Genomic DNA, 16,412 nt, shown 5'->3' on the forward strand with positions numbered 1-16,412 from the left:
CACCACCGCACGGCAACCGCGACGCCCGGTCAGCGCCGGTAGCCGCGCTGCGGGTCCCGCTCCTCCGCGTCCTCGTACATCAGGAACCAGCCCTCCGGGTGGGTGGCCGCCAGCAGCAGTTCCGTGCGCTGCTCCGCCGCGAGCTCCGGATCGCCGTCGTCCGGCCCGTAGACGCCGAACAGCTCGTCGTGGCAGCCGTCCCAGTCGTAGTCGTAGAGGTCGGCCGGGAGGTCGCCCATCATGTCCGCCACCGACTCGGGCTGCGCGCCGAGCAGGGCCCGGGCGTCCACCAGGGCCATCCGCAGCGCTATCTCCTCGGCCAGGCAGCGCGGCAGCGGCCACTCGCCGAGGGCGAGGTCGTCGGCGAGGTCGTCGAAGGCCCGGGCCATCGCGCGGCGCCAGCCCCGATGCATCCGCCAGGTGCGCTCGGGCAGCCGGGAGAAGACCGTCCAGTCCGTGTCGTCGCCCTCGGAGACCGCCTCGTCCCCGTGCTCGTCGAAGTCGTCGTACGCGGCGTCGGCCAGACCGATCAGCTGGGCGTGGAGCAGACAGGCGGTGCGCGGGGTGAGCGTCCAGTCCGCGCCCGCGCCGCCGTCCTCCTCGTCGCCCTCCAGCGGGAACAGGTCCGCGAAGTCGGGGGTGAAGTCCTCCGTGACGCTGATCTCCAGCGTGCCGCCGAGCGCCTCGACCCCGGGGATGGCGGCCACCAGCCGGTCCGGGTGCAGCAGCGCACCGAGCGCCGCGTTGGCGTCCTCGGCCACCTCACGCAGCAGTTCACGGCGCTGGCCGGCCGGGTCGATGCCCTCGAAGTCCAGCTCCTCGACGGCCCTGATCGCGGCCGCGCGCAGGGCCGGCCAGTCGGTGATCCGAAGGCCCAGCACCACCGTCGCCTCGATCTCCTGCGCACCGGAGTCCTCCGCCGCGCCCGGCCCCTGTGGATGATCGCTTCGCTCGCCCATGGGGCTAACGGTACGGCCTTTCGGGCGCCCGATCACGGGTCCGGACCAGCTTCCGGAAGCCTTCTCGGCCACCGCCCGGCCCCGCCTCGGTCACTCGGACGCACGAACTGGCAGGATGCGTCCCATGGCAGACATCAACGAGTACGGCGGCGGGCAGGGCCCGAACGCAGACGTCCTTGTCGTGACCACCAACGACATCCCCGGTTTCCGGGTCGACCACGTGATCGGCGAGGTCTTCGGGCTGACCGTCCGCAGCCGCCACGTCGGCAGCCAGATCGGTGCCGGTCTGAAGTCGCTGGTCGGCGGTGAGCTGCGCGGTCTGACGAAGACCCTGGTCGAGAGCCGCAACGAGGCGATGCAGCGGCTGGTCGAGCAGACCAAGGCGCGTGGCGGCAACGCCGTCCTGATGATGCGTTTCGACGTCACCGAGGCGGCCGCTGTCGGCACCGAGGTCTGCGCCTACGGCACCGCCGCGGTGATCTCCCCGGTCTCCTGACGCCCTTCCGGCCCGGGACGGACGCCCTCCGGCCCGGTGCGCGGGAACACACCGCCGGTCCGCCGATGTTTCACGGGCGTGACTGTTTACGGTGCAACTAACGCTGTTCCGCAACGCGTGGACGTCCTGGTGGTGGGCGCCGGGCAGGCGGGCCTGTCCGCCGCCTACCACCTGCGCCGTCGCGGCTTCGCCCCGTACCGGGCGGGCATCGACGGCGGCTTCGTCGTCCTCGACGCCAACCCCGTACCAGGCGGTGCCTGGGCGCACCGCTCGCCGTCCCTGCGGATGGCCACCGTGCACGGCGTCCACGACCTCCCGGACGCCGAACTCCCGCCGCCGGACCCCGAGGCCCCCGCCCGCGAGGTGGTGCCGGAGTACTTCGCGGCGTACGAGGCCCGGCACGCGCTCCCGGTCGTACGCCCGGTCGTGGTGCGTGCCGTACGGGCGGAGTCCGAGCGCCCGGACTCCCGGTTGCTGGTCGAGACCGACCACGGCACCTGGTCCACCCGTGCGCTGGTCAACGCCACCGGCACCTGGACCCGCCCCTTCCTCCCGCACTACCCGGGCCACTTCGCGGGCCGTCAGCTGCACTACGCCGAGTACCGCGGTCCCGAGGAGTTCACGGGCAAGCGCGTGCTGGTGGTGGGCGGCGGGGCTTCGGCGATCCAGGTGCTGTCGGAGGTGGCCGCGGTCGGCGAGACGGTCTGGGTCACCCGCTCCGAACCCGTCTACCACGACGGACCGTTCACTCCCGAGTACGGGCGCGCGGTGGTCGCCAAGGTGGCGGAGCGGGTCCGGAAGGGCCTGCCGGTGCGCAGCGTGGTGAGCGTGACCGGGCTCGGCCCGTCCGTCGCCTACCGGCGCGCCGAGGAGCTGGGCGCGCTGCACCGCCGGCCGATGTTCGACCGCCTGACCGAGCACGGGGCCGCCTGGGGCGACGAGGAGCTGGCGGTGGACGCGATCGTCTGGGCGACCGGTTTCCGGCCCGAGATCGGGCACCTCGGCCCGCTCGGCCTTCGTTCCCCCGGCGGCGGCATCGCGCTCACCGGGACCCGTGCCACCGCCGACCCCCGCGTCCACCTGGTCGGCTTCGGCCCCTCCGCCAGCACCGTCGGCGCCAACCGGGCCGGGCGCGCGGCGGTCAACGACCTGGTCAAGCTCCTCGGGAACCCGGCCCTCGGTGCTCCGGCGCTCGGTGCTCCGGCGCTCGGTGGCGCGGTGACGGAGCCCGCCGCCGTCTGAGGCTCAGCGGTCGTAGTCGACGGTCACCCGGTCGGTGAGCGGGCGGGCCTGGCAGGTGAGGACGTAGCCGGCGGCCAGTTCCTTCTCCTCCAGCGCGAAGTTGCGGCGCATCTCCACCTCGCCCTCGGTGACCAGGGCGCGGCAGGTGCCGCAGACCCCGCCCTTGCAGGCGAACGGCAGGTCGGGGCGGGAGCGCTGGGCGCCGTCCAGGATCGAGCGGTCGCACGGGAGGCAGAGGGTGCTGCCGCGGCCGTCGAGGACGACGGTGACCTCGCTCTGCGGGCCCGAGGCTCCACCGGACGAAGCGCCGCCCGACGAGGCGTCCGTCCGGTCCCAGTCCTCGTCGCGTTCCGGGAGCGGCTCGTCCTCGGCGTGGAACAGCTCCTGGTGCACCCGCTCGCCCGGCACGTCCAGCTCCGCCAGCAGTTCCTTGGCCCCCGCGACCATGCCGAACGGGCCGCACAGCCACCAGTGCCCGACGCTGCCGACGTCCACCAGCGCCGCCAGCAGCGCGCGAACCCGCTCCGGGTCCAGGCGGCCGCTGAGCAGCTCGGCGTCCCTGGTCTCCCGGGAGAGTACGTGGACCAGCTGGAAGCGGCCGAGGTAGCGGTCCTTCAGGTCGGCCAGCTCGTCCGCGAACATCACGGTGTCGCTGCGCCGGTTGCCGTAGAGCAGGGTGACGGTGGAGTCGCGGTCGGCGGCCAGCACGGAGGCGGCGATCGACAGCATCGGGGTGATGCCGGAGCCGGCCGCGAGCAGCACGTGGTCGGCCGGGACGCCGAGTTCGGGGGTGAACAGGCCGGACGGCGTCAGCACCTCGACCTCCTCGCCCGGCACGGCCTCGCGCACCAGCCAGCGCGAGAACAGCCCGCCGGGCACCTCCCGGACGGCGATCCGCAGCGGCCCGCCGACCGGGGCGCAGATCGAGTACGAGCGGCGCTCGTCGGTGTCGTCCACCAGCTTGCGCAGGGTCAGGGTCTGCCCGGGGCGGAAGGCGTACTCCTGCACCAGTTCGTCCGGCACCGCGAAGGTCACCGCGACGGCGTCCTCGCACAGCCGCTCGACCCGGTCGATCCGCAGCCGGTGGAAGGTCGGGCGGCGGGCGGGGCGGATGCCGCTCGCCTCGGTGTCCGAGCCGGTGTCCGCCCTGGTGGCGGAGGCGGAAGCCGCAGTGGCGGAGGCCGGTCCGGCGGGGGTGGAGGCCGGTCCGGCGGGGGTGGAGGCCGGTCCGGCGGAGGCGGCGCCCGGACCGGCGGTACCGGCGGACGCGGCGGCGGGGGAAGCGGCGGGCATTCAGATCTCCTTGACGCGTTCGAACGGCTCGCGGCAGGCCCGGCAGCGCCAGAGCGCCTTGCAGGCGGTGGAACCGAAGCGGGACAGCTCCTCCGTCGCGGTGCCACCGCAGTGCGGGCACGGCACGGGGGGCGGGGTCGCGGTTCCGGTGCGCGTCGGGCCGAGGGTGAGCGCCACCGGACCGGCCGTGGCGACGGCGGCGGTGGGGCGCGGCGGGGCGATGCCCGCCTCGGCGAGCTTGCGGCGGCCCTCGGCGGTGATCAGGTCGGTGGACCACGGCGGGTCCAGCCGCAGCCGCACCCGGACGTCCGGGTACCCGGCCGCGCGCAGCCGGCGGTCCACGTCGGCGGCCATCTCGGCGACGGCGGGGCAGCCCGAGTAGGTCGGGGTCAGCCAGGCGGTCACCGTGCCGTCGGCGCTGCCGCTGCCGCCGTCCACCTCGACCTCGGCCAGGACGCCCAGGTCGGCCAGGGTCAGCATGGGCAGCTCCGGGTCCGGGACGGCCGCGGCGACCGCCCAGGCCAGGTCCCGGGTCGTCCTGCCCGTCGGGTCCGCGGTGCCGGTCGGGTCCGCGACGCCCGTCGGGCCCGCCGCGCCCGTCGCGGTGCCGCCCGTCACCATGTCGCCCCCGGGTGGGCCCGGGCCACCACCTGGAGCTCGGCGAGCAGCGGGCCGAGCGCCTCGGTGTGCACGCCGTCCCGGCCGGCCCGGCCCAGGACGGTGGCCAGCGGCGGCACGTCCGGTACGGTCAGCCCGGCCTCGGCGAGGACGGCGGCGAGCGAGCGCAGCACCGGTTCACGCAGCGTCGCAGGGTCGACGCCCGCGCGCTGCTCCACCGGGTGTGCCGTGAACAGCTCCTCCAGCAGTGGCCAAACCGCGTCCAAACCGGCCTGCATCCGCTCGGCGGAGTACGGCGTGCCATCGCCCAGGCGCAGCGTCCAGGCGGTGGCGTACTCCCGGTGGTAGGCCAGCTCCTTGACGCCCCGGGCCGCGACCGCGGCCAGTACCGGGTCGGGGTGCGTGCTCAGCGCCTCGTACAGGGCGCCGCGCGCGGTGGCGAACAGCAGCAGCCGGGCGATCGAGTACGCGAAGTCGCCGTTCGGCGTCTCCACCAGGCGGACGTTGCGGAACTCGTGCTCCTCGCGCCAGTACGCCAGGTCGTCCTCGGTGCGGCCGGTGCCGTCCGCCTGACCTGCCCGGGTGAGCAGCAGGCGGGCCTGGCCGAGCAGGTCGAGGCCCAGGTTGGCGAGCGCGACCTCCTCCTCCAGCTCGGGCGCCCTGGTGCACCACTCGATCAGCCGCTGGGCGAGGACCAGAGCGTCGTCGCCCAGCATCTGGCAGTAGGCGGCGAGGTCCGCGCCGTCCACGCCTGCGGGCAACGCCGTGTCCACGCCGAGCAGCGGGTCGGCGAAGCCCGTCCCGTACGCCCAGCGGCCCTCGCCCTCGGGGCCGGGGGCGGCGTCGGCGAGGCTGAGGTAGACGTGGTCGTCCTGGTCGGCGCCGGTGGTGGTGTCGTTGTGCACGGTGGCTCCCCCGTCAGATGTGCGGGACATCCTCGGGGATGTCGTAGAAGGTCGGGTGGCGGTAGACCTTGTCGCCGCTGGGCTCGAAGAACGGGTCGCGCTCGTCCGGGGTGGAGGCGGTGATCGCGTCCGAGCGGACCACCCAGAGGCTCACACCCTCGTTACGGCGGGTGTACAGGTCGCGGGCGGCGAGCAGGGCCATCCGGTCGTCGGAGGCGTGCAGCGAGCCGACGTGGACGTGGTTCAGCCCGCGCCGGGGGCGCACGAACACCTCGTACAGCGGCCAGCCGGCCTTGGACCCGGCCGGGGAGCCAACCTGGGGGTCGGTCACTTTCCGTTCTCCTGTTCGGTGGCTTCAGCGGCCGCGGGGGCTGCGGTGGTCTCGGGGGCTGCGGTGGTCTCGGGGGCCGCGGGGACTGCGGCGGCTTCGGCGGCGCGCTTGGCCGCGTAGGCGACGGCCGCCTCGCGCACCCAGGCACCGTCCTCGTGGGCGGCGCGGCGGCGGTCGACCCGCTGGGCGTTGCAGGGGCCCTGGCCGTGGATGACCCTGGTCAGCTCGGACCAGTCCGGCTCGCCGAAGTCCCAGCCGCCGCGCTCCTCGTTCCAGCGCAGCTCGGGGTCCGGGAGGGTGACGCCCAGGTGCTCGGCCTGCGGGACGGTCATGTCGACGAAGCGCCGGCGCAGCTCGTCGTTGCTGTGCCGCTTGATCCGCCAGGCCATCGAGCGGGCGCTGTTCGGCGAGTCGGCGTCCGAGGGGCCGAACATCATCAGCGACGGCCACCACCAGCGGTCCACCGCGTCCTGGACCATCCGGCGCTGGGCCTCGGTGCCGCGCATCAGCGTCATCAGCAGCTCGTAGCCCTGGCGCTGGTGGAAGGACTCTTCCTTGCAGATCCGCACCATCGCGCGGGCGTACGGGCCGTAGCTGCAGCGGCAGAGCGGGACCTGGTTGCAGATCGCGGCGCCGTCCACCAGCCAGCCGATCACGCCGACGTCGGCGAAGGTGAGGGTCGGGTAGTTGAAGATCGAGGAGTACTTCTGGCGGCCGGAGATCAGCTTCTCGGTGAGCTCGGCGCGGTCGACGCCGAGGGTCTCGGCGGCGGCGTAGAGGTAGAGGCCGTGGCCGGCCTCGTCCTGGGCCTTGGCGAGCAGGATCGCCTTGCGGCGCAGGGACGGGGCCCGGGTCAGCCAGTTGCCCTCGGGCTGCATGCCGATGATCTCGGAGTGGGCGTGCTGGGCGATCTGGCGGATCAGGGTGGCCCGGTAGGCGTCGGGCATCCAGTCCCTGGGCTCGATCCGCTGCTCGGCGGCGACGACCGCCTCGAACCGGTCCTCCGGCGTCTGCGCGGGGACCGCCTCGGCCACCTCTGCTGTCACCACGGTCCCCTCTCGTGTCCTACCCGGTCGGTCGGGCGTCTGGGCGCCGACCAACCGACTGACCGTTCGGTCGGTACCATTCTGCGCGGCGGGACGGAGGGATGGCAAGGTGCGGAACGGATAACAGCTGACAGATTTCAGAATCTGTCAGCTGTTATCTGTCAGCTCTTCACTGTTTGCTGTTCGCTGTCCCCTGTTCGCTGACCGCTGTTCGCTGTGAGTTGTTCGCTGTTCCCCGTCCGCTGTCGACTGTCTGCCCGTCGTCGACCGTCAGCGGTCGGCCGTCAGCGGCTCACCGGCGGCTCATCCCTCCGCGCGGTCGCGCAGTCGCGGCAGCGGTACGGCAAGAAGTGCTGCCAGCAGGGCGACCCGGGGGGCGATCTGATCGAGCCGGATGTGCTCGTGCCGAGCGTGTGCTCCGGCGCCCACCGCACCGAAGCCGTCCAGGGTCGGCAGCCCACGCGAGCCGGGCAGATTGGCGTCCCCCGCCCCACCCGCCGGGGCTCCGTCCAGCTGCTGCCCGAGCTCGGCGGCGAGCGAACGCACGTGCCGCAACAGCGGGTTGCCCGTCCGTTCGGGCCACGCCGGACGGCTGGACAGCACCTCCGTACGGACCCGGGCGCCCGGGCGCAGCGCGGTGAGCCGGGCCAGGTCGTCGAGCGTGCGGCGCTGCGCCTCTGCGGTGGCGAAGCGCAGCCCCAGCTCGGCCTCGGCCCGGCCGGCGACGACATTGGCGCGCGTACCGCCGCTGATCCGCCCGGTGTTGAGCTCGGTACCGGGTTGGCCGGCGAGATCGCGCACCAGCACGAGCTGGTCCACCAGTTCGTCGACCGCGGACACCCCGTCGTGGGCGTCGTTGCCGGCGTGCGCCTCGCGGCCGGTCACGGTGAGCCGCACCCGGGTGCTGCCGCGCCGCGCGGTCTTCAACCGGCCGTCGGGGTGCGACGGTTCGAGCCCCAGGACCGCGGCGGCGCCGCGCAGCTGGCGCTCGACCAGGCGCCGCCCGTCCGGACTGCCCACCTCTTCGTCGGAGACCACGACCAGGCGGACGGTGCGGTGCGGGCACTCGCCCAGGTCCGCGAGAAGCGCCAACGCGCCCTCGAGGATGGCGAGTCCACCCTTCATGTCGACCACGCCGGGGCCGGTGAGCCGGCCGTCCTGCTCGGTCACCGGCCAGTCCGCGAGGGTGCCGACCGGCCAGACGGTGTCATGGTGCCCGACGATCAGCAGGTGCGGCAGGGACTCGTCCCGGCCCTCCCACTCCAGTACCAGGTGGTCGCCCGCCGGTCCGGGTTCGCGGCGGGCGGTGGCACCGGTGGTACGGAACCCGGCCGCCAACTCCTCGGCCAGGGCGTCGAGTCTCGGGGCGTCACCGCTGGGGGACTCGATCCGCGCCAGGTCGGCGCAGCGGCGCCGGACGGCGCCGGCGAGGCTACGGGCACGGGTGCTGAGTGCCTGCGGCACACCGGGCAACGCCGTGGTGGCGGTTGCGGTCCCCGGGGTGGCGGTGGCCGCCGGTCTTGCCGTGGGCTTCGCGACAGTCGTCTTCGCCACCGCGGTCTTCGCGACGCCGGTTTTGGTGAGGGCTGATTTCGTGAGGGCGGCATTGATGAGGGCCGACGTGGCGGCCGTGGTCTTGGCGACCGCCGCCTTGGTGGCGGACGCGGTGGCGGTGGCCTGCCCCGAGGCGGTCGGCACCGTGGTGGCCGGAGCCGGAGCGGCAGTTGCCGTGCAGGCGGCGGCAGCGGTACCGGTGGCAGTGGTGATGGCGAGGGCCTCGCCGTCGGTGGCGGCCGGGACGGTGACAGGTGACGGGGCGGGTTCCCCGGCGGCGCCCGGCACGGCGTGCGACCCGATGGTCTGGGAACTCAACGCTCGCCTCCGCGGCCGCCGCCGGTATACAGCGGCCGTACCGGCCGACCGTTTCCGCCCGGGCGCCAGGCCCGGCCGGACCGCACCGACCGAACGGGATGATGGGCGGCCCACCGGAGCGGCCCGACTGGCCCAAGTACGGTGGTACGGCATGGCGGCGTGCTTGGCATGATGCGTCCTCCTCGCTCGATCCGGGGACCCCGGTCCGCCCGGAGCCCCCGTGGACGGCGGCCTCCTGACAGCGGGCGCAGTGGCCGGACCGCCGCAGGGAAGCCGAGATGTGAGCCTAGAAGAACCGTTCGGTTTCCTGCGAGGTGGCCCTGCTCCCAGCGTGCCGGTACCGGGCCCCGCTTCGGAGGCCGCCCGTCCGCGATCGGCGCGAGCGCTCGGCGCGCGGGCCTGGATCGGCGCGCGGGCGCGGTCGCCGGATCGCGCCCATCTCCACCATGGACCCGCCGCCCGAGTTCGGCAGCGCAAACGGCGAAGGCACGGCAATTCCACGCCGGATGGGTGACAGCGGCTCAGCACGCGGTACGAACCGGGGGCACGCGACGGCTCAGGGAGGCCCGCTTCGAGTCCCGCCCTGACTCCGGAGGAACGTCCGGGGAACGCCCGCGTGAACACCGGACGATGCCGTGCCCCGATGTGCCCCACCGCGCCTCGACGTGCCTCGACTGCTACCCCGGGCACGACAGGGCGGCAGCCGGGCACGGCGGGACGGCGGCCGGGCAGGGCGGGACGGCTGGGCGGCGTGCCCTTGGGACAGCGACTCGCTCAGCCACCGTCGCCCACCAGCCCGGCGTCGCGCGCGAGCAAGGCCGCCTGGACCCGGTTTCCGACTCCGAGCCCGGTCAGGATCCGGCTGACGTGCGCCTTGACGGTGCTCTCACGCATCCCGAGCACGCCGGCGATCTCCGCATTGGAGAGCCCGTCGGCGAGTTCGCGCAGGACCTCGGTCTCCCGCGGGGTGAGCCCGGCGACCCGACTGCGGGCCGTCACCGACCGGGGCGCCCCGACCCGGTGGTAGCGGTCGATCAGCCGTCGCGCGGCCGCCGGGTGCAGCATCCCCTGGCCGCCGGCGACGACGTGCACGGCCCGGGCGATCTCCGCGGGCGGGGTGTCCTTCAGCAGGAACCCGTCCGCCCCGGCCGCGAGCGCCTGGTACACGTACTCGTCCAGGTCGAAGGTGGTGAGGGCGATGACCCGCGGGCCGTCCGGGAGTTCGCGCAGCCGCCGGGTGGCGGCGATCCCATCGAGCCTGGGCATCCGGATGTCCATCAGCGCGACGTCGATCCGCCGGCTGCCGGCGAGTTCGACGGCCTGCAGCCCGTCGGCGGCCTCGGCGACCACGGTGAGTGCCGGATCCTGGGCCAGCAGGTCGACCAGGCCGAGGCGGACCAGCGCGTCGTCGTCCACCACCATCGTTCGGATCATGCGATGTCCTTCGGCTGAGGCTTCGCGCCCTGCTCTGACCGTTCTGACCGCTCTGATTGCCCTGATCCCTCGGACTGCTCCGAGCTCGGTGACACTCGCCCCGGGTGGGGCCGCGCGGCCCGCAGTGGTGAAGCCGGACCGTCGCCACGGGTGGGACCCGGGTCGGGCGCCGCACGCGGCGGGCGGTCCGGCGCGGGTAACCGGGCGGAGAGCCGGAAGCCGCCGCCTCCGTCCGGGCCTGCGTCGAGATGGCCGCCGAGTGCGCCGACCCGTTCGGACAGCCCCACCAGTCCGTACCCGCCACCGGTGCTGGGCTCGTCCGGCGGCGCCTCGCCCGGGCCGTTTCGGACCTCGACCGTCGTCGCCGGAGCCCCGTAGCCGACCCGGACGGTGACGGGTGCGGCGTGGGCGTACTTGCGGGCGTTGGTCAACGCCTCCTGGACCAGCCTGTGCACAGCCAGCCGGTGGGTGGTCGGGACGGCCTCCGGGTCTCCGGAGAGGGCGAGTTCGACCCGCTGGCCGGCCTGGGTCGCCTCGCCGACGAGCTCGGTGAGGTCCCGCAGGGCGGGCGCCGGGACACGCCCGCCCCCGGCGGGCACGGACGGCTCGACTCCCGTCGCGGACGGGGCAGGTGGGTGGTCGGCCCGCAGCGCGCCCAGGACGTCGCGCAGGTCGTCGAGCGAGCGGGCGGCGGTGGTGCGCAGCAGTTCGAGGCGGTGGGTGAGCCGGTCGGGGTCGGCGGCGACGGTGCCGGCTCTGGCCTGGTCGCGCAGCACCCCGGCGTGCAGCACCAGGAGGCTGAGCCGGTGGGCCAGCACGTCGTGCATCTCCCGCGCGATCCGGGCGCGTTCGGCGGCCCGGGCCTGTTCGGCGCGCAGCTCGCGCTCGCGGCGCAGCGCGTCGACCTGTTCGTGCAGGGTGCGGATCAGCACCCGTCTGCCGTGCAGCCACAGGCCGACCGCCAGGACGGCGGCCTGGACCAGGAGTTGGGACCCGGTGGCACCGACCCAGCCGAGCAGCGAATCCGCGCGCGTCGCGCCGGCCACCGCGATGACCGCGCCACCCGCCATTGCGGGGCCCGTCCGGCCGAGGTAGGCGAGGTGGAAGACGCTGAACAGCCCGGGGAAGGCGCGGTTGAACAGCCCGCCGACGAGCACCGGCAGCACGGCCGAGGCCACCGGGTGGCGGCGGGCGAGGAAGAGCGAGAGCGCGGCGAGCGCGGCCACGGCCGTGCGCGGCAGGCGCAGCGGATCGTCGGAGTGCGTCCACTGGACCAGGGCCTCCTCGGTGGCCAGGCCGAGCACGCCGATCAGCAGCAACGTGTCGATCCCGGCCCGGTGGTCCGGCTCGTACCAGCCGAGCACACTCCTGCGCATGCCCTTCCTCCTTTCCTCGCTTCGCGCTCCGAATGCCTTCCGGGGGGCCGGCGTTCGGCACTTCGGGCTCGATGCTAGGGGCGCTGCGCCGCGCAGCGCCTCTGTCTTCCGGCTACCCGCACCCTCGACTTTCGTCGGGGGTCGGCGCCGCTGACCGGCCGATTCGCGGCGGCTCCGCCGTGCCTAGCGTCGACGGCATGACCGAGAACCGGCTCCGCCACCTCCCCGACTCCCCTTCCCTCCGCCACAGTTCGCCCGTCGGCGGGGACCACCTGCTGTTCCTCGCCGAGGCCCTGCGCACCTTCCACGACACCGGCGCGCTGGCCCCGAGCGGCCCCGAGCTGGTGAACGCGCTGGTGGTACCGGTCACCAGCCGCCCGAACCGTCCGATCTCGGTGCTGGAGGTGGGTGCCGGTACGGGCGTGGTCACCCGCCGACTGGCCCAAGTGCTGCGTCCGGGCGACCGGTTGCACGTCGTCGAGGCCAACCCGCGGTTCGCCGACCGGTTGCGGGAGGATCCGGTCCTGGCCGCCCGGCACCCCGGGGTCGGGTTGCGGCTGTCGGCCTGCCGGGTCGAGGAGTTGCCGGAGTGCCGGCCGTCGGCGCCGGACGGGGCGCGGCCGGAGGACGGTCCGCACCGGTACGACGTGATCGTGTCCGGGCTGCCGTTCACCAACTTCGAGCCCGCTCGGGTGCGGGACATCCTCGACCTCTACCTTCGGCTGCTGGTGCCCGGAGGCGAGCTGACGTACTTCGGGTACCTCGGCACGACGACGGCGCGCACCCTGACCTCGGGTCCCCGCCAGGGCGCCCGCCACCGGGCGGTGGCGCGGCTGCTGCGCCGGTTCGAGGCGGAGCACGGCCTTGGCCGGCGCACGGTGTGGCGCAACGTGCCGCCGGCCCGCGCCCACCTGCTGCGGTCGCCGGGCGGGCGCGAGGCCTGGGCACCGGCGACGGAAGCGGCGGGCCCGGGCGCGGCGGACCGGGACACGGCGAGGCCGAAGAACCCGGCGGGCGGCGAGGAGGTGGGGCGTCACCCGATTCCGAACAAATGACAATCGACAGATTTCAACTTTCAGATAACAGACGACAGCGAACAGATTTTGAAATCTGTTCGCCATCATGCCATAGTGGCACCCGGGTCACCCTGCCCCCGCCTCCCCGGCACCGCAGCCGCCCCCTGGAGCCCCCGTGTCCCCTCACACCCGCCCCGCCCAGCGCCCCCTCGGCACCACCGGGCCGGTCACCTCGACCCTCGGCCTCGGTTGCATGGGCATGTCCGACCTGTACGGCCCGGCCGACGAGGCCGAGAGCATCGCCACCATCCACGCCGCCCTCGACGCCGGGATCACCCTCCTCGACACCGGCGACTTCTACGGCATGGGCCACAACGAGCTGCTGATCCACGAGGCACTGCGCGGCCGCGACCGCGAGAGCGTGCAGATCAGCGTGAAGTTCGGTGCCCAGCGCACGCCCGACGGCCAGTGGCTCGGGTACGACGCCGGCCCCGCCGCCACCAAGACCGCGCTCGCCTACACCCTGCGCCGCCTGCGCACCGACCACGTCGACGTCTACCGCCCGGCCCGGCTGGACCCGAACGTCCCGATCGAGGAGACCGTCGGCGCCATCGCCGACCTGGTGCAGGCCGGCCACGTCCGCCACATCGGGCTCTCCGAGGTCGGCGCCGACACCCTGCGCCGGGCCGCCGCCGTCCACCCGATCAGCGACCTCCAGATCGAGTACTCACTGCTGTCCCGCTCGATCGAGGCCACCGTCCTCCCCACCGCCCGCGAACTCGGCATCGGCATCACCGCGTACGGCGTGCTCTCCCGCGGCCTGCTCGGCGGCCACTGGGACCGGGACCGCGCCCTCAGCGGCACCGACTTCCGCAGCCACAGCCCGCGCTTCCAGGGCGAGAACCTGGCCCACAACCTGGCGCTGGTCGAGGCCCTGCGCGAGATCGCCGCCGCCCGGGGCACGACCGTCGCCCAGATCGCCATCGCCTGGGTGGCCTCGCGCGGGCAGGACGTCGTCCCGCTGGTCGGCGCCCGCCGCCGGGACCGCCTGACCGAGGCCCTCGGCGCACTCGACGTCACGCTGACCGAGGCCGACCTCGCCGCCATCGAGGCCGCCGTACCCGCCGGCTCCGCCGCCGGCGACCGGTACGGCGCCGCACAGATGGCCCACCTGGACAGCGAACGCTGACCGCACCACCCAGCCCCACACCCCGACCGCCACGCCCGACCACACGATCCCAAGGACGGACCTCCCCGTGACCACGGACACCACACTCACCGCCGAGCAGATCCTGATCGCAGCGGAGGACGTCCTGCGGCGCTTCGGCCCGGCCAAGGCCACCGTCGTGGACGTCGCCCGCAACCTCGGCGTCAGCCACAGCAGCGTCTACCGTCACTTCCCCAGCAAGGCCGCGCTGCGCGAGGCCGTCACCCAACGCTGGCTGGACCAGGCGCACTTCGACCTGGCGGCCATCTCCAACGAGGGCGGCCCCGCCGCCACGCGGCTGCACCGCTGGCTGAAGACGCTGTTCGCGGCCAAGCGGAAGAAGGCGCTGGACGATCCGGAGCTGTTCGCCACCTACATGGTGCTGGTCGAGGAGAACAGCGGCCTGGTGGAAGCCCACATCGACACCCTGGTAGACCAGATCGCGCAGATCGTCCAGGAGGGCACGGAGGGCAAGGAGTTCAAGCTCGCCCACATCCGGAACACCGCCCGCGCTGTCTTCGACGCCACCGGCCCATTCCACGACCCGGCCTATGCGGCCACCTGGTCCACCCCGGGGATCGACGACCGGTTCGAGGCCGTTTGGCGGCTCGTTCTCGGTGGCCTGAAGGCCAAGTGACGTCACGTCAGTGATCGGGGCCGCCGGCGAGCGGGGGAAAACCGCTGGCCGGCGCCCCGCCCGTCGGCCAGACTGCCGCACACGGTCGATCTCACCTGGAGGATGACATGCGTGCGGCCCGCCCGGCCCTGGACAGCCTGGAGGGACTCGCCCTCGGCGACGCCTTCGGCGACCGGTGGTTCTCAGTGCCACTGGACGAGGCGCCCGCCGCGCTGGCCGCCCGACTGGTCAGGCCGGCGCCCTGGCACTGGACCGACGACACCGCCATGGCGCTCGTGCTGGTCCGCCACCTGCTCGACGGGGGCGAGGTCCGACCGGACGCGCTCGCCCGGGAGTTCGCCGCCGAGTACGCCCGCGAGCACGGGCGCAAGTACGGCCCGTCGATGCACCGGGTGCTGCGCGGGATCGGCACCGGCGGGGACTGGCGCACCATCACCGCGGGCCAGTTCGAGGGCCAGGGCTCTTACGGGAACGGCGCCGCCATGCGGGCCGCACCGCTGGGGGCCTGGTTCGCCGAGGACCTCGACCTGGTGGCCCGGCAGGCCGAACGGCAGGCGCTCACCACCCACTTCCACCCGGAGGCGGTCGCCGGTGCGGTGGCGGTCGCGCTCGCCGCGGCGCTGGCGGTCCGCGGCCGGGGCGAAGACCGGCCCGCTCGGGCCGAGTTGCTGACCGAGATCGCCGGACGGCTGCCGGACACCGACGTCCGCTCCGGGCTGCGGATCGCCGCCCGGCTGCCCGAGCACACCAGTGTCCGGCACGCCGCCAACGTGCTCGGCTCGGGGGCGCTGATCTCCGCCCCGGACACCGTGCCGTTCGCCCTCTGGTCCGCGGCCGGGCACCTGGACTCGCTGCCCGAGACCGTCTGGCACACCCTGGAGGGCTGGGGCGACAAGGACACCACCTGCGCCATCGCCGCCGGCGTGACCGCCGCCAGGACCGGGCTCGCGGGCGTGCCGCCCGAGTGGCTCACCTCGCGCGAGCAACTCCCGGGCTGGGTCGCCGAGGTGTCCCTGACCACCGACCGGTGACCGGGCGCAGCGGCCGGTGACCAGAACACCCGCTGACCGGAACGCCTGGAAAGCCGGGCCCCGCTTCGGGGCCCGGCGGTCAGCGCCGGGAGACGAAGCGGAACACCCGGTAGGCGAGGAGCAGGACCATCGCGCCACCGATCGCCGACACCCAGGTCGTGACGTCGAGGATGCTCGGTCTCACCGTCCCGTGCATCCAGTGCGAGACGATCCAGGTGCCGATGTAGGAGCCGGTGATGCCGATCAGGGTGCTGCCGATCAGGCCGCGCTCACCCCTCGACATCGCCATCCTGGCCACGGTCCCCGACACCAGGCCCAGCACGATCCACGCCATCCAGCTCATCCGCCGCCCCTTGCGTCATCGGTTGACGACCCCGCCGAGCCCCCGGGTCCGACCGGAAGGACGTACGAGGACGCCGTGCCGTTCCAGCGAACGGAAGGACCGGTACGAACCGGCCACCCGCCGTGCCGCGGCCGCTGCCGAACTGCTTCGTCAGCGGCGCGAGTTGCCGAACAGCAGCCGGTAGAGGATCAGCAGCACCAGCGCGCCGCCGATCGCCGACACCCAGGTCGCCGCGTCGAAGAAGTGCGCGGTGACCGAACGGTGCAGGAAGTGCGACGCGATCCAGCCGCCGACGAAGGACCCGGCGATGCCGATCAGGGTGGTCACGATCAGGCCGCCAGGGTCCTTCCCCGGCAGCAGCAGCTTGGCCAGCCCACCCGCCAGCAGGCCCAGCACGATCCACGCGACGACGCTCATCCGCAGTCCCCTCCCGTCCGAGGCGCGACGGGCCCCGTCCCGTCCGCTCTTGCCCGCAAGGACGCCACCGCACGCCACCCGGTTCCGGCACCCGCGGAGCCGCGGTCGAAGCAGCTGACCAGCCGGGCCCGCGCCATGCCGGGACGTGCCACGCCGGGCCGTGCCGCGCCGGGCCGCACCGCGCCGTGC

General features: G+C 74.1%; 17 protein-coding genes. 6 read left to right on the forward strand and 11 right to left on the reverse strand.

The window, feature by feature from the left end; all coding sequences use genetic code 11:
- Positions 1-29 precede the first annotated feature (29 nt).
- A complete protein-coding gene (locus ACWDBE_RS15050; protein ID WP_402400157.1) occupies positions 30-959 on the reverse strand; it encodes a hypothetical protein in 930 nt (309 codons plus the stop codon).
- A gap of 124 nt (positions 960-1,083) precedes the next feature.
- Here ACWDBE_RS15050 and ACWDBE_RS15055 point away from each other — a divergent pair, with 124 nt between their 5' ends.
- Together ACWDBE_RS15055 and ACWDBE_RS15060 are read left to right on the forward strand one after the other, a co-directional pair.
- Positions 1,084-1,455 (forward strand): YbjQ family protein, encoded by a 372-nt coding sequence (locus ACWDBE_RS15055; protein ID WP_449791642.1) that lies wholly within the window; start codon positions 1,084-1,086, stop codon positions 1,453-1,455.
- Positions 1,456-1,572: 117 nt separating this feature from the next.
- Positions 1,573-2,697 carry a flavin-containing monooxygenase gene (locus tag ACWDBE_RS15060; protein WP_449808213.1) on the forward strand — a complete coding sequence of 375 codons (1,125 nt, stop codon included), beginning with the start codon at positions 1,573-1,575 and terminating at the stop codon, positions 2,695-2,697.
- Positions 2,698-2,700: 3 nt separating this feature from the next.
- Here ACWDBE_RS15060 and paaE read toward each other — a convergent pair whose 3' ends face one another.
- From paaE to ACWDBE_RS15100, 8 genes are all read right to left on the reverse strand, one after another.
- Positions 2,701-3,990: a 1,2-phenylacetyl-CoA epoxidase subunit PaaE gene (paaE, locus tag ACWDBE_RS15065; RefSeq protein ID WP_449808214.1), complete on the reverse strand. Its 1,290-nt coding sequence runs from the start codon at positions 3,988-3,990 to the stop codon at positions 2,701-2,703.
- Positions 3,991-4,611: a 1,2-phenylacetyl-CoA epoxidase subunit PaaD gene (gene paaD / locus ACWDBE_RS15070; protein WP_449808215.1), complete on the reverse strand. Its 621-nt coding sequence runs from the start codon at positions 4,609-4,611 to the stop codon at positions 3,991-3,993. It lies immediately after the preceding gene.
- Entirely contained in the window at positions 4,605-5,513 is a 909-nt protein-coding gene (gene paaC, locus ACWDBE_RS15075) for a 1,2-phenylacetyl-CoA epoxidase subunit PaaC (protein WP_449808216.1), read from the reverse strand. Before paaC ends, paaD begins: the two co-directional genes overlap by 7 nt.
- Positions 5,514-5,526: 13 nt before the next feature.
- Positions 5,527-5,844 carry a 1,2-phenylacetyl-CoA epoxidase subunit PaaB gene (gene paaB, locus ACWDBE_RS15080; protein WP_387757691.1) on the reverse strand — a complete coding sequence of 106 codons (318 nt, stop codon included), beginning with the start codon at positions 5,842-5,844 and terminating at the stop codon, positions 5,527-5,529.
- Positions 5,841-6,893 carry a 1,2-phenylacetyl-CoA epoxidase subunit PaaA gene (gene paaA / locus ACWDBE_RS15085; RefSeq protein ID WP_449791647.1) on the reverse strand — a complete coding sequence of 351 codons (1,053 nt, stop codon included), beginning with the start codon at positions 6,891-6,893 and terminating at the stop codon, positions 5,841-5,843. Before paaA ends, paaB begins: the two co-directional genes overlap by 4 nt.
- 300 nt (positions 6,894-7,193) lie before the next feature.
- On the reverse strand, positions 7,194-8,762 hold the full coding sequence (locus ACWDBE_RS15090) for a M20 family metallopeptidase (RefSeq protein WP_449808217.1): 1,569 nt from the start codon (positions 8,760-8,762) through the stop codon (positions 7,194-7,196).
- Positions 8,763-9,536: 774 nt separating this feature from the next.
- Positions 9,537-10,196: a response regulator gene (locus tag ACWDBE_RS15095; RefSeq protein ID WP_392871939.1), complete on the reverse strand. Its 660-nt coding sequence runs from the start codon at positions 10,194-10,196 to the stop codon at positions 9,537-9,539.
- Complete coding sequence (locus ACWDBE_RS15100; RefSeq protein ID WP_449808218.1) at positions 10,193-11,572, reverse strand: sensor histidine kinase; 1,380 nt, start codon at positions 11,570-11,572, stop codon at positions 10,193-10,195. Before ACWDBE_RS15100 ends, ACWDBE_RS15095 begins: the two co-directional genes overlap by 4 nt.
- Before the next feature lie 197 nt (positions 11,573-11,769).
- Here ACWDBE_RS15100 and ACWDBE_RS15105 point away from each other — a divergent pair, with 197 nt between their 5' ends.
- From ACWDBE_RS15105 to ACWDBE_RS15120, 4 genes are all read left to right on the forward strand, one after another.
- Positions 11,770-12,627 carry a class I SAM-dependent methyltransferase gene (locus ACWDBE_RS15105; protein WP_449808219.1) on the forward strand — a complete coding sequence of 286 codons (858 nt, stop codon included), beginning with the start codon at positions 11,770-11,772 and terminating at the stop codon, positions 12,625-12,627.
- 214 nt (positions 12,628-12,841) lie between these two features.
- Complete coding sequence (locus ACWDBE_RS15110; RefSeq protein ID WP_449808299.1) at positions 12,842-13,777, forward strand: aldo/keto reductase; 936 nt, start codon at positions 12,842-12,844, stop codon at positions 13,775-13,777.
- A gap of 67 nt (positions 13,778-13,844) precedes the next feature.
- On the forward strand, positions 13,845-14,432 hold the full coding sequence (locus ACWDBE_RS15115; RefSeq protein WP_449791651.1) for a TetR family transcriptional regulator: 588 nt from the start codon (positions 13,845-13,847) through the stop codon (positions 14,430-14,432).
- Between the two features lie 107 nt (positions 14,433-14,539).
- Positions 14,540-15,463: an ADP-ribosylglycohydrolase family protein gene (locus ACWDBE_RS15120; protein WP_449808220.1), complete on the forward strand. Its 924-nt coding sequence runs from the start codon at positions 14,540-14,542 to the stop codon at positions 15,461-15,463.
- Between the two features lie 79 nt (positions 15,464-15,542).
- Here ACWDBE_RS15120 and ACWDBE_RS15125 read toward each other — a convergent pair whose 3' ends face one another.
- Together ACWDBE_RS15125 and ACWDBE_RS15130 are read right to left on the reverse strand one after the other, a co-directional pair.
- Positions 15,543-15,806 carry a GlsB/YeaQ/YmgE family stress response membrane protein gene (locus ACWDBE_RS15125; protein ID WP_449808221.1) on the reverse strand — a complete coding sequence of 88 codons (264 nt, stop codon included), beginning with the start codon at positions 15,804-15,806 and terminating at the stop codon, positions 15,543-15,545.
- 150 nt (positions 15,807-15,956) lie between these two features.
- Entirely contained in the window at positions 15,957-16,223 is a 267-nt protein-coding gene (locus ACWDBE_RS15130; protein ID WP_449791654.1) for a GlsB/YeaQ/YmgE family stress response membrane protein, read from the reverse strand.
- Positions 16,224-16,412 lie beyond the last annotated feature (189 nt).

It is taken from the genome of Kitasatospora sp. NPDC001132 (genome assembly GCF_053598415.1).

Coding starts and splice junctions, on each gene's coding strand:
- paaD (WP_449808215.1), bottom strand. CDS start 4,611: ATGGTGACGGGCGGCACCGCGACGGGCGCGGCGGGCCCGACGGGCGTC.
- paaE (WP_449808214.1), bottom strand. CDS start 3,990: ATGCCCGCCGCTTCCCCCGCCGCCGCGTCCGCCGGTACCGCCGGTCCG.
- ACWDBE_RS15105 (WP_449808219.1), top strand. CDS start 11,770: ATGACCGAGAACCGGCTCCGCCACCTCCCCGACTCCCCTTCCCTCCGC.
- ACWDBE_RS15095 (WP_392871939.1), bottom strand. CDS start 10,196: ATGATCCGAACGATGGTGGTGGACGACGACGCGCTGGTCCGCCTCGGC.
- ACWDBE_RS15050 (WP_402400157.1), bottom strand. CDS start 959: ATGGGCGAGCGAAGCGATCATCCACAGGGGCCGGGCGCGGCGGAGGAC.
- ACWDBE_RS15130 (WP_449791654.1), bottom strand. CDS start 16,223: ATGAGCGTCGTCGCGTGGATCGTGCTGGGCCTGCTGGCGGGTGGGCTG.
- ACWDBE_RS15055 (WP_449791642.1), top strand. CDS start 1,084: ATGGCAGACATCAACGAGTACGGCGGCGGGCAGGGCCCGAACGCAGAC.
- ACWDBE_RS15120 (WP_449808220.1), top strand. CDS start 14,540: ATGCGTGCGGCCCGCCCGGCCCTGGACAGCCTGGAGGGACTCGCCCTC.
- ACWDBE_RS15110 (WP_449808299.1), top strand. CDS start 12,842: ATGGGCATGTCCGACCTGTACGGCCCGGCCGACGAGGCCGAGAGCATC.
- ACWDBE_RS15125 (WP_449808221.1), bottom strand. CDS start 15,806: ATGAGCTGGATGGCGTGGATCGTGCTGGGCCTGGTGTCGGGGACCGTG.
- ACWDBE_RS15100 (WP_449808218.1), bottom strand. CDS start 11,572: ATGCGCAGGAGTGTGCTCGGCTGGTACGAGCCGGACCACCGGGCCGGG.